The sequence below is a fragment of the Marivita sp. S2033 genome, assembly GCF_046592965.1.
Lineage (GTDB): Bacteria > Pseudomonadota > Alphaproteobacteria > Rhodobacterales > Rhodobacteraceae > Marivita.
In genome coordinates, this window is the sequence record NZ_JBISBV010000006.1 from 212,272 (window position 1) to 227,068 (window position 14,797).

14 protein-coding genes are annotated in these 14,797 nt (G+C 61.8%); 7 read left to right on the forward strand and 7 right to left on the reverse strand.

The window, feature by feature from the left end:
* Positions 1–20: 20 nt before the first annotated feature.
* The 5 genes from ACGKZZ_RS12465 to ACGKZZ_RS12485 form a co-directional block, all read right to left on the reverse strand.
* Entirely contained in the window at positions 21–851 is an 831-nt protein-coding gene (locus tag ACGKZZ_RS12465; protein ID WP_411223894.1) for a transporter substrate-binding domain-containing protein, read from the reverse strand.
* A 42-nt stretch (positions 852–893) separates the two neighbouring features.
* The gene (locus ACGKZZ_RS12470; RefSeq protein WP_411223895.1) at positions 894–1,739 is read right to left on the reverse strand and encodes an amino acid ABC transporter permease; all 846 of its coding nucleotides are present in this window, start codon (positions 1,737–1,739) and stop codon (positions 894–896) included.
* Positions 1,740–2,486: an amino acid ABC transporter ATP-binding protein gene (locus ACGKZZ_RS12475; RefSeq protein ID WP_411223896.1), complete on the reverse strand. Its 747-nt coding sequence runs from the start codon at positions 2,484–2,486 to the stop codon at positions 1,740–1,742.
* A gap of 240 nt (positions 2,487–2,726) precedes the next feature.
* A complete protein-coding gene (locus tag ACGKZZ_RS12480) occupies positions 2,727–3,302 on the reverse strand; it encodes a carboxymuconolactone decarboxylase family protein (protein ID WP_411223897.1) in 576 nt (191 codons plus the stop codon).
* Between the two features lie 10 nt (positions 3,303–3,312).
* Positions 3,313–3,870 (reverse strand): carboxymuconolactone decarboxylase family protein, encoded by a 558-nt coding sequence (locus tag ACGKZZ_RS12485; RefSeq protein ID WP_411223898.1) that lies wholly within the window; start codon positions 3,868–3,870, stop codon positions 3,313–3,315.
* 180 nt (positions 3,871–4,050) lie between these two features.
* On the opposite strand from ACGKZZ_RS12485, the gene ACGKZZ_RS12490 reads away from it, so the two are divergent.
* Positions 4,051–4,980, forward strand: a complete 930-nt coding sequence (locus ACGKZZ_RS12490) for a mechanosensitive ion channel family protein (protein ID WP_411223899.1) — start codon at positions 4,051–4,053, stop codon at positions 4,978–4,980.
* A gap of 8 nt (positions 4,981–4,988) precedes the next feature.
* On the opposite strand, the gene ACGKZZ_RS12495 is transcribed toward ACGKZZ_RS12490, so the two are convergent.
* On the reverse strand, positions 4,989–5,756 hold the full coding sequence (locus ACGKZZ_RS12495) for a DeoR/GlpR family DNA-binding transcription regulator (protein WP_411223900.1): 768 nt from the start codon (positions 5,754–5,756) through the stop codon (positions 4,989–4,991).
* A gap of 190 nt (positions 5,757–5,946) precedes the next feature.
* Here ACGKZZ_RS12495 and glpD point away from each other — a divergent pair, with 190 nt between their 5' ends.
* A complete protein-coding gene (gene glpD / locus ACGKZZ_RS12500) occupies positions 5,947–7,536 on the forward strand; it encodes a glycerol-3-phosphate dehydrogenase (RefSeq protein ID WP_411223901.1) in 1,590 nt (529 codons plus the stop codon).
* Between the two features lie 70 nt (positions 7,537–7,606).
* Positions 7,607–9,097, forward strand: a complete 1,491-nt coding sequence (gene glpK, locus ACGKZZ_RS12505) for a glycerol kinase GlpK (protein ID WP_411223902.1) — start codon at positions 7,607–7,609, stop codon at positions 9,095–9,097.
* A 27-nt stretch (positions 9,098–9,124) separates the two neighbouring features.
* Here glpK and ACGKZZ_RS12510 read toward each other — a convergent pair whose 3' ends face one another.
* Positions 9,125–10,114, reverse strand: a complete 990-nt coding sequence (locus ACGKZZ_RS12510; RefSeq protein WP_411223903.1) for an NAD(P)H-quinone oxidoreductase — start codon at positions 10,112–10,114, stop codon at positions 9,125–9,127.
* Between the two features lie 228 nt (positions 10,115–10,342).
* On the opposite strand from ACGKZZ_RS12510, the gene ACGKZZ_RS12515 reads away from it, so the two are divergent.
* The 4 genes from ACGKZZ_RS12515 to gatA all read left to right on the forward strand — a co-directional run bounded on the left by ACGKZZ_RS12515 (position 10,343) and on the right by gatA (position 14,778).
* The gene (locus tag ACGKZZ_RS12515; RefSeq protein ID WP_411223904.1) at positions 10,343–11,632 is read left to right on the forward strand and encodes an O-acetylhomoserine aminocarboxypropyltransferase/cysteine synthase family protein; all 1,290 of its coding nucleotides are present in this window, start codon (positions 10,343–10,345) and stop codon (positions 11,630–11,632) included.
* Between the two features lie 86 nt (positions 11,633–11,718).
* Entirely contained in the window at positions 11,719–12,939 is a 1,221-nt protein-coding gene (locus tag ACGKZZ_RS12520; protein ID WP_411223905.1) for a GAF domain-containing protein, read from the forward strand.
* Positions 12,940–13,006: 67 nt separating this feature from the next.
* Positions 13,007–13,294 carry an Asp-tRNA(Asn)/Glu-tRNA(Gln) amidotransferase subunit GatC gene (gene gatC / locus ACGKZZ_RS12525; protein ID WP_411223906.1) on the forward strand — a complete coding sequence of 96 codons (288 nt, stop codon included), beginning with the start codon at positions 13,007–13,009 and terminating at the stop codon, positions 13,292–13,294.
* Positions 13,294–14,778: an Asp-tRNA(Asn)/Glu-tRNA(Gln) amidotransferase subunit GatA gene (gene gatA / locus ACGKZZ_RS12530; protein WP_411223940.1), complete on the forward strand. Its 1,485-nt coding sequence runs from the start codon at positions 13,294–13,296 to the stop codon at positions 14,776–14,778. Before gatC ends, gatA begins: the two co-directional genes overlap by 1 nt.
* The last annotated feature ends 19 nt before the right edge of the window (positions 14,779–14,797 follow it).

Consider the following 14,797-nt stretch of genomic DNA (forward strand, 5'->3'; position numbering starts at 1 on the left):
GGCCGAAGGGCAGGAGATGATTATTCGGCCACCATGTCGGCCCATTCGTTGCCACGGAACCAGTAGTCGTGCCGCTCTTTCAGCCAGCCGGTATTGGCGCTCGCGGTGATCCAGCTGTTGAAGAACGCCAACGCATCCGGGTCGCCCTTGCGAATGGCAAAGCCCTCGCCACCGGCACGGAACGCTTCACTGAAGGGCACGCTCAGAACGTCGGGATTGGCCCGCGCCTCGTCGGACGGGCTGGGTTCCGACATCATGGTGGCATGTGCGTTGCCGTTCAGCACTTCCTGTGTCGATGCGCCGTCCTCGTCAAACAGCAACAGTTCGGCCTTTGGGAACATCTCGGCGATCACGGTCGCCGGCGTCGCCCCGCGGCGCGCGGCAAAGGTGACGTCGGCAGAGTTGTAATCCTCAAGCGTAAAGCCTTCCGTCATCGCGGTGTTGGCCAGAATGGTCATGCCGGAATAGGCGTAAGGTATGGTGAAGTTGACCGTCAGGTTGCGTTGCGGCGTGATCGTCATGCCGCTGATGATGGTGTCGAAATTGCCCGACACCAGCGCCGGGATGATGCCGTCCCACGAGGTTGGCACGAACTCCACCTCGACGCCCATATCCTCGGCCAGCTTGCGGCCAACGTCCAATTCAAAGCCGACAAGCTCGCCGTTAAGATCGCGCATCGACCACGGCTTGAAGATCGACAGACCGATCTTGATCACGCCGCGTTTCTTGATCGTCTCGATCACGCTTTCATTCGACAATTGCTGCGTGATGTCCTGCGCCAGAGCGGGCAGTCCGGCCGCGCCGACCGACAGCGCCAATGCCGCGGCCATGAACCGTCTTGTGATTGTCATCTCGATACTCCCTGTGGTGATGCGCAGGTTCTGCTGCGCGGATTAAGTGTCTGTTGCATAACGCTTTTCCACCATCGACACACCGATCGACAGGGCCAGTGTCACCGCCATGTAGACGGCGGCAATGGTAAACCATACTTCAAAACTCATGTATGTGTCTGAAATGATGTTGCGCCCGATGGTTGTGAGTTCGGCCACCGCAATGACGCTGACGATGGCCGAGGATTTGACGATATGCACCGCCTCTCCGGTCATCGGGGGCAGCATGAAGCGGATGGATTGCGGCAGCACGATATAGCGATAGGCCTGAGCACGCGACATCCCGATTGAGGTTGCGGCTTCCCATTGCCCCTTGGGCACCGCATTGATCGCGGCGCGCAGGATTTCCGAAATCAGCACCGAATGGAACACTGCAAGGCACAGGATGCTGGCCCAGTAGCGGTCAAACCCGAACACCGGCCCCAGCACATAGTAAAACAGATAGAGCAGCACCAGCAGCGGGATGTTGCGGATCAGTTCGAGGTAGCCGACAGCGACACCCGTGCACACCACCAGCCCCGACAGGCGCAAGAGCGCCGTCACCAGCCCCAATACGATGGCCAGGGCAAAGGCCGTCGCCGACAGCGTCAGCGTCTTGACCAGCCCGATGCTGATCTCGCCCCATTGAAAGCCTTCATTGGTCACGGTGTAGAAATACTGCGGCATCCGATACCATTGCCAATTATACCCCATCGCCTGTGCACCGGAATAGGCAAGCCAGATGATGCCACCCACGATGACCGCATAAAGGATCACCGAAAACGTGATCGAATCCACCACCTGCGCCACCGGCCTGCGGCCGGGCAGGGCGCGCCCTCGTGCGGGTTGGAATGTGTCGCTGGCGCTCACTCAATGCTCCAGAATCTGGTCGAGGAAGGCCCGGCAGCGGGCGCTTTCGGGATTGGTAAAGAACGTCTCGGGCGGCGCGGTCTCGACAATTTCGCCGCCGTCCATGAACACCATCGTATCGGCCACCTTGCGCGCGAAGCCCATTTCATGCGTGACCACGACCATCGTCATGCCCGTGTCGGCCAGTTCGACCATCACGTCGAGCACTTCGTTGATCATCTCCGGATCGAGCGCCGAGGTCGGTTCGTCAAACAGCATGATCCGGCTTTCCATGCACAGTGACCGGGCAATCGCCACGCGCTGCTGCTGACCGCCCGAGAGCGCGCGCGGGTATTTGTCGGCCTGTTCGGGAATCCGTACCCGCTCCAGATACTTGCGCGCCGTCGCTTCGGCCTGGGCTTTGGAGACCTTGCGCACCTTGATCGGGCCGATAGTCAGGTTTTCCAGAACGGTGAGGTGGGGAAACAGGTTGAACTGCTGAAACACCATCCCGACTTCCTGACGCAGTTTGAAGATCTCCTTTGAGTGTTCATGCACCTCGATCCCGTCCACGATCAACACGCCGGAGTTGTGGAATTCCAGCCCGTTAATGCAGCGGATCAAGGTCGATTTGCCCGATCCAGACGGCCCGCACACAACCATGCGCTCGCCTTCGCGCACGGAGATCGAAATGTTCCTGAGGGCTTGGAAATCGCCATAGAACTTGTCGACATGGTCAAACGAGATGATGGGCGTGTCACCCGTCATGCGAAAAAGGCCATTCGTCGTCCCCCGGTATCTGCTTGCACCAAACCAAGGAAGTCCTTGTGGACGCAAGCCAATTTTGCAGTGAGTGGCGTGCACGCCCCAATCACAATTCCGTTTGTGCGCGACTTTAGCCCAGCCGCGCACCGCCGTGAACGCTTGATCTAGAGCGCGTTTCGCGATGTGGTAGCGATCCCTAAAATTTGCTGCGACGATGCCGGGGGCCGATCATGCGGATGTGGCTCAGGCTTTGTAATATCCGACCACATCGCCTTCGGTCGATGCTCCGAGACCGTTCAGCAAGCGATTGGAATAATTGAAATAAGCGCACACCTGATTGACCTCGAGTATTTCCCCGTCATCACATCCGGCGATCTTGAGCGCCTCGAAATCCGACTTCACCATCTTGCCCACCGACACTGTCAATTTCGCCGCATACCGCAACAGCGCCAACTCCTTGCCGTCAAATTCATCTTCGGGCCGATGCGCCTTGAGCGCGGTGAAAATCCGGTCCGAGCGGGGCTGGTCCTTGAGCAGGTTGCGGACGTTCATGAAGTGATGCGTCAGCGAATAGGTGCAATCGTTCAGGATCGACGTGTAGCTGGCGATCACCTCAAGAAACCAGAACGGCAGCTGGTTGTCGTCGGAATGCAGCACCGAGCGATAGAGCGTGACATGCCCGTGCATCGTTTCGGGCCGCAACGAGTGCACCCGCATCACCGTATCCACGGTGCCATGTGGCGTGCGGGCGCTGTCCAGCAGCTCTTTCAGGCGCGGCGAGGCTTCCTCGTCCGCGACCATGTCGATCCAGGCTGTCATGTCGGGTTCCTCATTTTAGCGGATGTTGAGCCATTTCCTGCGCGATTGCGGCGTCAATTGGCGTTTCAAACGTATTCAGGATATAGCCGAGCGTCGAATAAAACCCGACGGTTGCGATCACATCGAACACCCCATGCCGCCCGACCAGCGTGACGGTCTGCGCGAGCGTGTCGGGATGCAGGCGCTTGTCGTGCATCAGTTCGTCCACGCATTTTGCAAGAATGTCGTCATCTCGCGCCATTTTAGCGGGATCATTTTGCAAGGATGCAATACGCGCATCGCTCATCCCCAGCTTGCGCGCCCGCGAGACGTGATGTGCCCATTCGTACTCCGACCCGAGATGGGTTGCCGCCCGCAGAATGACGATCTCGCTGCGCTCATGTCCCAAGGTGGTGTCCACAACCACATGCTGGCGCAACTGCGCCCACGCCCGCACCAGCGCCGGATGATGGGCCATCACGCGGTAAACGTTTGCAGAGCCGAGAAACCCACCGCGAAACTCGGCCAGCGCGTCGGGCCAGTCCTTGTCGGGAATGGGTTGAAAGTTCTCAGCGGGATCGGTGTGCATGATGTCGGCTCTTTGAAACAACTGCTCGGGCGACTATCGGCGCAGTCCCGTCCCGGGCGCAAGACCCAAGCGCGATGTTGCGTTGCCCGCGCGCGTGACCTATCCGCGCCGGGGAACCTTTCTCGCCGCCACGCGTTATGCGGGCTTAGTTTGTAAAAATAATTCACGAGGCAGCATATCATGGAAGAGATTGAAACGGTCGCGGACGGGGTTTGGGCCAAGCTGACCTCGATGTTCACGATGGAGATCTATAACGGCAAGTCCTTTGCCGATCTGCTGACGCTGGAAGCGCTGATGTCCTTCGCCGGCAACGTGGTTGGCGCGGCGGTCATCCTGATCCTCGGCTTCGTCATCTCGGGTATCCTGCAACGCCGGATCGCCAAGATCAGCGAACGCCATCCCGGACTTGACGATACGCTGTTTTCCTTCCTCGGCGACATCACCCGCTACACGGTACTGGCCTTTACCGCGCTGTTCGTTCTCAACACGTTCGGCGTGCAGACCACCTCCATCGTCGCCGTCATCGGTGCCGCCGGTCTGGCCATCGGCCTCGCACTTCAGGGCACGCTGTCGAATGTGGCGGCGGGGGTGATGCTGATCCTGTTCCGGCCTCTGAAAAAGGGCGACTTCGTGCAGGTCAATGACGTGGTCGGCACGGTGATGGAGATCACGCTCAACTATACCGAGATCGCCGATATGGGCAACGTCAAGGTCGTGGTGCCGAACTCCGAAGTCTGGGGCAATACGATCAAGAATTACTCGGCCTACAAAACCCGTCGCGCGGAATGGGAATTCGGCGTCGGATACGGCGCCAATCTGGCGCAGGCGGAACAGGTCATCCGCGACACGATCATGTCCGATCCGCGTTCTCACGCGCAACCTGAGCCGTTCATTCAGGTCAACAACCTCAACGCCAGCAGCGTGGATTTCCTGGTTCGGGTCTGGTGTTCGTCGGGCGATTATTTCCAGTACCAGGCCGATATGAAACGCGCCGTCAAGGAAGCGCTGGATGCCGCCGGTGTGGACATTCCGTTCCCGACGCGCACCGTGATGGTGGAGCGCTCCGGCGATGGTGAGGAAGACGATACACGCTCGATGGCGGCGCAGTAGCGCGGGCCTCAGGTGGGGCGCGCGACCACCACTTCGGTGTCCCACTCCGCGCAGCGCGCGGGTAGATCGCCGGGCAGAGGGGCGTCGGTGAACAGCGTGTCGATCCGTTCTAGCGAGGCGATCCGCGCCGGGGCGCTGCGCTTGAGCTTGGAGGCGTCGGCGACGAGAAAGGTCTGGCGCGACTGGCGCAGGATCGCCTGACTGACGCCGACCTCCTGAATGTCGAAATCCAGCAAATCGCCGTCGCGATCCAGCGCCGAGCAGCCGATGATCGCCAGATCAAACTTGAATTGCAGGATCGTCTCGATCGCCAGCTTGCCCACCAATCCGCCATCGGTTCGGCGCAGGTGGCCGCCGGTGACCACGACGCCACATTCCGGCGTATCGACCAGAATGTTGGCGACATTCATGTTGTTGGTCACCACCAGCATGTTCTTGTGATCGCGCAATTCGCGCGCCACCGCTTCGGTGCTGGTGCCGATGTTGAGGAACAGCGCGATGTTGTCGGGAATGCGCGCCGCACAGGCCCGCGCAATCGCCGCCTTGGCCTCGAGGTTGAGGCGGCGCCGCTCCTCGTAGCCGATATTGCTGGTCCCCGAGGGCAACATCGCACCGCCGTGCACACGCTCGACCTGACCCTCCTCGGCCAGATCGCAAAGGTCGCGGCGAATGGTTTGCAAGGTGACGCCGAAATGTTGCGCCAGCCCGTCCACCGTGACCTTGCCGTCCTTGCGGATGATGTCGAGGATGTCTTGTTGGCGAAAGGCGTGGGACATGGGCAAGGCTCACGGGGGCAGGAGGGTTGGTGTCCCTACCATAGGTTGGAAAAACTGTGCGCGCCTAGCCCGAATTTCCGTGACTGCGTCGCAAAGGCCAAAGCGAACATAAACGAACCAAAACGCTTGCCTAACGCGTGGCGGGTTGACATAGTTTTGCCAGACCCAAGCGATCAGGAGGCGTTGGCCATTGGCAGAAAGCAGGCTCAGCAACCCGGCGGATCTTTTCATCATCGGCGGCGGCATCAATGGCTGCGGGATCGCGCGTGATGCTGCCGGCCGCGGGCTGTCCGTGACGCTGGCCGAAATGAATGATCTCGCCTCCGCCACATCGTCGGCGTCCACCAAGCTGTTTCACGGCGGCCTTCGCTATCTGGAATATTTCGAATTTCGCCTCGTGCGCGAAGCTCTGATCGAGCGTGAGGTCTTGCTCCGGGCAATGCCCCATATCAGTTGGCCGATGCGGTTTGTGCTGCCATATCATAAGGATATGCGGTTTGAATCCGACACGCCGACGTCAAAGATACTTGGCATTGTGATGCCTTGGATGAAAGGGCGGCGGCCTGCGTGGCTGATCCGGTTGGGGCTGTTCATGTATGACACCCTTGGTGGTCGCCATATTCTGCCCGGCACCAAAACGCTCAGTCTCGATGGCACACCCGAGGGCGCGCCGCTGGAGGATCGCTTCTCCAAAGCCTACGAATATTCGGATTGCTGGGTCGAGGATTCCCGCCTCGTGGTGTTGAACGCGCGCGATGCCGAGGCGCGGGGCGCAAGGCTGTTATTGCGCACCAAGGTCATGTCGGCAACCTGCGACGACGGCCTGTGGCGCGTAGAAACGCAAAATTGCGAAAACAGCGAGACGCAAACCCATTACGCGCGGATGCTGGTGAACGCCGGTGGTCCGTGGGTGGGCGACATCATCCAGACGAAAATCCGCGTGAACTCGACCGAAGGCGTCCGGCTGGTGCGCGGCTCGCATATCGTGACGCGAAAACTTTACGATCACGACAAGTGCTATTTCTTTCAAGGCACCGATGGACGCATCATTTTCGCCATTCCCTACGAGACCGATTTCACCCTCATCGGCACCACCGAAGCAGAGCATGACGACCCCTCTGTTACGCCGGTCTGCACGCCCGAGGAACAGTCCTACCTGCTGGATTTTGCCAACCGGTATTTCAAGCAGGATCTGACCGATGCCGATGTCGTCTGGACCTATTCCGGCGTGCGCCCGCTTTACGACGACGGCAGCAGCTCTGCCACGGCGGCAACGCGGGATTATACGCTCAAGGTCAACACCGATGGCGGCGCGCCGGTGTTGAACGTGTTCGGCGGCAAGATCACCACCTATCGCCGTCTGGCCGAAAGCGCGCTGGAAAAGATGGCGCCCCATCTGCGCGATGTGCCGGGCGCCTGGACGGCTGGCGTGCCCTTGCCCGGAGGCGATTTTCCGGTCGATGGGGTGGATGCGCTGATCGGCAGGCTTAAAACGCGCTATCCGTTCCTGACCGACTTCTGGGCACGCCGGCTTGTGCGCGCCTATGGCACCGAGGCGACCGACGTGCTGGGCGATGCCAAAAGCGCGGCCGATCTCGGCCGCGATTTCGGCGCAACGCTGAGCGAGGCCGAACTGCGCTGGCTGATAAGCCGGGAATACGCCCGCACCGCCGAGGACGTGGTGTGGCGGCGCACCAAGCTCGGACTGCGCCTGAGCGGGGATGAGATCGCGGCACTTGACGCGTGGATGGCGGCGCAGAGAAACGGCGATGTGGAATGACGCTGGAACTTTGCCGGTTCATCCGTCACCTTTCGGGTATCCGGCACCGCTTTGAGGAGGGGCGACGCCCATGACGCATATTCTTGCCATCGATCAGGGCACGACTTCGACGCGTGCCATCCTGTTTGACGACGCGCTCAACACCGTGGCGTCGGCACAAGAGGAATTCCAGCAGCATTACCCCAATAGTGGCTGGGTCGAACATGACCCGTCCGATCTGTGGGCCACCACCGCCGCGACCTGCCGGTCGGCGATTGAAAAGGCCGGTGCAGGAACCGCCGACATTGCCGCCATCGGCATCACCAATCAGCGCGAAACGACGGTTGTCTGGGACCGCACCACCGGCAAGGCGGTGTTCAATGCCATCGTCTGGCAGGACCGGCGCACGTCCGAATTCTGCAAGGCGCTCAAGGCGGACGGTTTTGAAGAGGTTGTCGCGGACCGGACGGGCCTGTTGCTTGATCCCTATTTCAGCGGCACCAAGCTGGCGTGGATTCTGGACAATGTCGACGGCGCGCGCGCCCGTGCCGAGGCTGGAGAGCTGGTGTTCGGCACCGTGGACACCTGGTTGGTGTGGAACCTCACCGGCGGCAAGGAGCATGTGACCGACGCCACCAACGCGGCGCGCACCATGCTCTATGACATTCGCAAGGGCCGCTGGTCCAAAACGATCTGTGACACGCTCAAAATCCCGATGTCGATGCTGCCCGAGGTCAAGGATTGCGCGTCCGAGTTCGGCGAGACGCGCCCCGACCTGTTTGGCCGGGCGATCCCGATCCTGGGCATTGCTGGCGATCAGCAGGCGGCCACCGTGGGGCAGGCGTGTTTCAAGCCGGGGATGCTGAAATCCACTTATGGCACGGGATGTTTCGCGCTTCTGAACACCGGTGACACGCCCGTCACCTCGACCAACCGTTTGCTCACGACCATCGCCTATCAGCTTGATGGCAAGCCGACCTATGCGCTGGAAGGCTCGATCTTCATCGCGGGCGCGGTGGTACAATGGCTGCGCGACGGGCTCAAGATGATCCGTGACGCCAAGGAAACGCAGCCGCTTGCAGAACGCGCTGATGCTGCGCAATCCATTGTTCTCGTTCCGGCGTTCACCGGCCTTGGCGCGCCCTATTGGAACGCCGAATGTCGCGGTGCGATCTATGGCCTGACCCGCAATTCAGGGCCGGAGGAATTCGCCCGCGCCGCGCTGGAAAGCGTCGGCTATCAGACCCGTGATCTGCTGGATGCGATGAAGGCGGACTGGTCCGGTGATTCCGAGACCGCGCTCAGGGTCGACGGCGGCATGAGCGCGTCGGACTGGACGATGCAGTTCCTCTCCGACATCATCGACGCCCCCGTCGAGCGACCCCGCGTGCTGGAGACCACCGCGATGGGCGCGGCCTGGCTGGCGGGGTACAAGGCCGGGATTTTGCCGGATATGGAGGCTTTTGCCGAGCAGTGGACAGCCGATGCGCGCTTTGATCCGGACATGAGCGCCGATATGCGCGATCAGAAGTACGGCGCGTGGAAACGGGCGATTGACGCCACGATCAGCTTTGCCGGGTAAAGGGCGAACGGTGATATTGCGGAAGCATCACCCCACCTTCAACACGATCTTGCCGATATGCTCTGACGATTCCATCCGCGTATGCGCCTTGGCGGCATCGGCCAGCGCGAATTCGCTGTCCATCACCGGCGCGATCCGACCCGAGGCGAGATGCGGCCACACCTCACTTTCCAAATCGCGGGCGATGGCGGCTTTGGCGGCAACCGATTGCGGGCGCAGGGTCGATCCGGTGATCGTCTGACGGCGCATCATCAGCGGCGCAAAGTTGATCTCTGCCTTCGGGCCTTGCAGGAAGGCGATCTGGACCAGCCGCCCGTCCTCGGCCAGCGCCTTGAGGTTGCGCGCGATGTATTCGCCGCCCACCATGTCGAGGATCACATCCGCGCCGCCCTGGGCCTTCATCTGCTCGACGAAATCAACCTCGCGGTAATTCCATGCGGCTTCGGCACCAAGATCGACGCAGGCGGCGCATTTCTCGTCTGACCCGGCCGTGGTGAACACCCGTGCACCGCGCAGCGCGGCAAGCTGGATCGCCGTGGTGCCGATGCCGGACGAGCCGCCATGCACCAGAAACCGCTCGCCCGCCTGCAAGCGGCCGCGTGTAAAGACGTTCGACCAGACGGTAAAGAACGTCTCGCAGAGCGCGGCGGCCTGATCCATCGCCATGCCCTCTGGCACGGGAAGCGCGTGATCGGCAAAGGTCACGACGTATTCCGCATAGCCGCCACCCGGCAACAGCGCGCAGACCGCGTCGCCCACCGCCCATCGCGATACGCCTTCACCGACCGCCGCCACATGACCCGACGCCTCGAGCCCCGGCAGCGGCGAGGCGTCGGGTGGCGGGTTATAAGCTCCGGCGCGTTGCAACGCATCAGGGCGGTTCACGCCCGCATATGCCACCTTGATGACGATCTGCCCGGCCCCCGGCTGCGGCACGGGTGCTGTCACCGGTGTCAACGCCTCCGGCCCGCCGGGCTTGGAGATTTCGACGGCTTTCATCGACGAGGGCAGGGACATGAGGCAACCTTTCTTGCGCGGCGGTGGTCGGGCGCATGTTTGCCGGATTGCCCCCGAACCGCAAGGGCCGGGAAACGTTGTTTCGGACGAGACCGATTGCGCGGGACAGAGTTCCACCACAGATCCCGCACTCCTTGACGCGCGTTCTTTCCAAGCCAAGGGCAGTTGTGAGCGCCCGCGCGATGGCCTAATCCTGTGCGCAACTGACATTTCAATGGGGACACCAACATGACAGACGCACCCGAACACGGCTTTGACACGCTTCAGATCCACGCCGGCGCTCGGCCCGACCCGGCCACCGGCGCACGGCAGGTGCCGATCTACCAGACCACGGCTTACGTGTTTCGCGATGCCGATCACGCGGCGGCGCTCTTCAACCTTCAGGAAGTGGGTTACATCTATTCCCGCCTGACCAACCCGACCGTCGCGGCATTGCAGGAACGCATGGCGACGCTCGAAGGCGGGGCCGGTGCGGTTTGCTGTTCCTCGGGCCACGCGGCGCAGATCATGGCGCTGTTTCCGCTGATGGGGCCGGGCAAGAACATCGTCGCCTCGACACGGCTTTACGGCGGCACGGTCACGCAGTTCAGCCACACGATCAAGCGCTTTGGCTGGTCCTGCACCTTTGTGGATTTCGACGATCTCGATGCGGTCAAGGCCGCCATCGACGATGACACCCGCGCGGTGTTCTGCGAATCCATCGCCAATCCCGGCGGCTACATCACCGATCTCGATGCGATTGCGAAGATCAGCGACGACGCCGGTATCCCGCTCATCGTCGACAACACCTCCGCGACGCCCTACCTGTGCCGCCCGATCGAACACGGTGCGACCCTCGTGGTGCATTCGATGACCAAGTTCCTGACCGGCAACGGCACCGTCATGGGTGGCGCGGTGATCGACAGCGGCAAATTCGACTGGTCGGCCTCCGACAAGTTCCCGTCGCTGAGCGCGCCCGAGCCGGCCTATCATGGCCTGAAATTTCACGAGACCTTTGGCGCACTGGCCTTCACCTTCCACGGCATCGCCATCGGGTTGCGCGATCTGGGCATGACGCTCAATCCGCAAGCGGCGCATTACACGCTGATGGGGATCGAGACATTGTCTCTGCGGATGCAGAAACATGTCGCGAACGCAAAGGAAGTGGCGCAATGGCTTGAGAATCACGATGCGGTCGAGGCGGTCACCTATGCCGGCCTGCCGTCCTCGCCCTATCACGACCGGATCGCGAAGATCTGCCCCAAGGGCGCGGGCGGGTTGTTCACCGTGACGCTCAAGGGCGGCTATGACGCCTGCATCAAGTTCGTCGACGCGCTCGAGATTTTCAGCCATGTGGCAAACCTTGGCGACACCCGCAGCCTTGTGATCCATTCGGCTTCGACCACCCACCGCCAGTTGACGCAAGAGCAGCAAGAAGCGGCGGGTGCCGGGCCGAACGTGGTGCGTATTTCGATCGGCACCGAAGACCCGAAGGATTTGATTGCCGATCTCGATCAGGCCCTCAAGGCCTCCGCGTAAGTCAAAGGTCGCTCGTCAACCCTCTGTGCAAGCCCGGTCTTTCGGGCTTGCATTGCCCCACAGCTTCAAGGGTATAACGGCCCGGTATGCCGTTAACCGCCAAGGATAAATACCTGCCTGTGGACGATTTTCCAGCCAAACCGATCCCGCATCACTCCGACGCGCTGAACAATGCGCAACGCCTCGCGGCGTTGGATCGGACCGGCATGATGGACAGCCTCCCCGAAGAAGAGTTCGACCGGTTCGTGCGGCTTGCCACCCAGATCATCGGCGTGCCCGTGGGGCTGGTGTCGTTCGTCGATAACGAGCGCCAGTATTTCAAGGCCCATCAAGGCCTGCCCGAAACCATGGACGATGCGCCGGAAACGCCGCTGACGCATTCATTCTGCCAATATGTCGTCTCGACAGGGACGCCTCTGGCGGTGAGCGACGCCAAAGTGCACCCGCTCCTCAAGCATAATCTCGCCGTGTCCGAACTGGGCGTATCGGCATATCTCGGTGTGCCGATCCGCTCGCCGGAAGGCCAGACACTTGGCTCTTTCTGCGCCATCGACGATCAGGTGCATCATTGGAGCGACGCCGATCTGGCCGTTCTGCTCGATCTTGCCGCGATGCTCGAAACCGAGTTGCGGTTGCGCCACGAACGGCGCGCCTTGCGCATGTTGGCGCAGGAGTTGAACCACCGCGTCAAGAACCTGTTTTCCATCCTTGGTGGGATGATCTCGCTCACCGCGCGCACCGCAGAGACTCCGGCTGACATGGCAAAAGCCCTGCAAGGACGTCTTTCGGCGCTCAGCTGGGCGCATGAGCTGATCAGCCCGGCCATCGCGTCCGGGGACAGCGCGCAGATGTCGATCGCGCTTGATGCCCTGGTGCGCCGTCTGCTCGAACCGCATGTCGAGCAGAGCGACAAGACATTGCGCATCGACCTGCCGGACCTGCGCCTGGAAGGCCGTCCCGTCACCGATATCGCCCTTGTGCTGCACGAACTGACGACCAACGCCGCCAAATACGGAGCGCTGGCGGCACCGGATGGAACGCTCGCCATCACAGGGCAGGTGGAGGACGATGGTGGAGTGACACTGGAATGGCGCGAAACCGGCGGGGCAGAGATACCGACAGTGCCGAGCGAAACCGGGTTCGGCAGCAAACTGATCGACATCACCGTCCGGGCACAGCTTGGCGGCCAGATCGAGACCGACTGGCTGGCCACCGGCGTGCATCATCGCCTGCGGTTTCCCGCCACCGTGTTCAGCGCAGGCGAGGCGCACCGCCGCCGCCCGGATCGGCCGCGTTCCGCCACTTGAACCCACGTCGCGGGATCGCTAAACGCATCGCCAAAGGCAATCCCGCAATCCAAAAGGACGACGCGCCATGTCCATCGACATCGAAACCGCTGCCCGTGTGGCCAAACTCGCGCGTATTCGCGTGGAGGAGGGCGATCTGCCTGCATTGGCGCAGGAGTTCAGCGATATCCTTGGCTTTATCGAGCAGTTGAACGAGGTCGATGTGGATGGTGTTGACCCGATGGTCAGCGTCACCCCGATGCGCCTGCCGCGCCGCGCCGACGTGGTGACGGATGGTGGTATGCAGGACAAGATCCTCGCCAATGCCCCAGACGCCCGCGAGGGGTTTTTCGCTGTGCCAAAGGTGGTTGAATGATGTCCGATCTGACGAAAATGAAAATCGCAGACGCCCGCGACGCGCTGCGCAAGGGCGATGTGACCAGTGTCGCGTTGACCGAGGCCTGCCTCTCCGCCATCGACGCGGCCGATACGCTGAACGCCTTTGTCCACAAGACGCCCGACATCGCACTGGAACAGGCCAGGGCGGCAGATGCCCGGATCGGGTCGGGCGACGCGCCTGATCTCTGCGGTATCCCGCTCGGCATCAAGGATCTCTTCTGCACGAAAGGCGTCGCCAGCCAGGCGGCCAGCCGCATTCTGCAAGGCTTCAAGCCGGAATACGAAAGCACCGTCTCCAACCGGTTGTTCGATGCCGGTGCGGTCATGCTGGGCAAGCTCAACATGGACGAATTCGCCATGGGCTCGTCCAACGAAACCAGCGTTTACGGCAATGCGGTCAATCCGTGGCGGCGCGGCAATGACGACAGCGCGCTGACACCGGGCGGCTCGTCCGGCGGCTCTGCCGCCGCGGTCGCCGCCGATCTCTGCCTCGCGGCCACCGGCACCGATACCGGCGGCTCCATCCGCCAGCCGGCCGCCTTTACCGGCATCACCGGGATCAAGCCGACCTATGGCCGCTGTTCGCGCTGGGGCATCGTGGCCTTTGCCTCCTCGCTCGATCAGGCCGGACCGATGACCAAGGATGTGCGCGATGCCGCAATCATGCTGACGGCCATGTGCGGCCATGATCCCAAGGACAGCACCTCGGCCGATCTGCCGGTGCCCGATTTTGAATCGATGCTGACAGGTGACATCAGGGGCAAGACCATCGGCATCCCGCGCGAATACCGCATGGAGGGAATGCCCGAGGAGATCGAGGCGCTCTGGGCCGAAGGGCGCAAGATGCTGGAGGATGCGGGTGCGACGATCAAGGACATCTCGCTGCCGCACACCAAATACGCGCTGCCGGCCTATTACGTCATCGCGCCTGCCGAAGCCTCAAGCAACCTCGCGCGCTATGATGGCGTGCGCTACGGCCACCGGGCCAGTCTTGCCAAGGGCGACGGCATCACCGAGATGTACGAGAAAACCCGCGCCGAAGGGTTCGGCGCCGAAGTGCAGCGCCGCGTGATGGTGGGAACCTATGTGCTGTCCGCGGGTTTCTACGACGCATATTACAACCGCGCCCGCAAGGTGCGCACCCTGATCAAGCGCGATTTCGAGCAGGTGTTCGACGACGGCATCGACGCCATCCTGACACCCGCCACACCCTCGGCGGCGTTTGAACTGGGCCGCACCGTGAAGGATCCTGTCGAGATGTATCTCAACGATGTCTTTACGGTGACGGTCAATCTCGCGGGGCTGCCGGGGATCTCGGTGCCTGCGGGTGTCGACCAACAGGGCCTGCCGCTGGGCCTGCAACTGATCGGTCGCCCTTGGGAAGAGGGCGATTTGCTGAATACCGCTTACGCTCTGGAGCGCGCGGCGGGGTTTGTGGCGAAACCTTCGCAATGGTGGTAAACCACGCCAAACGAGGCAG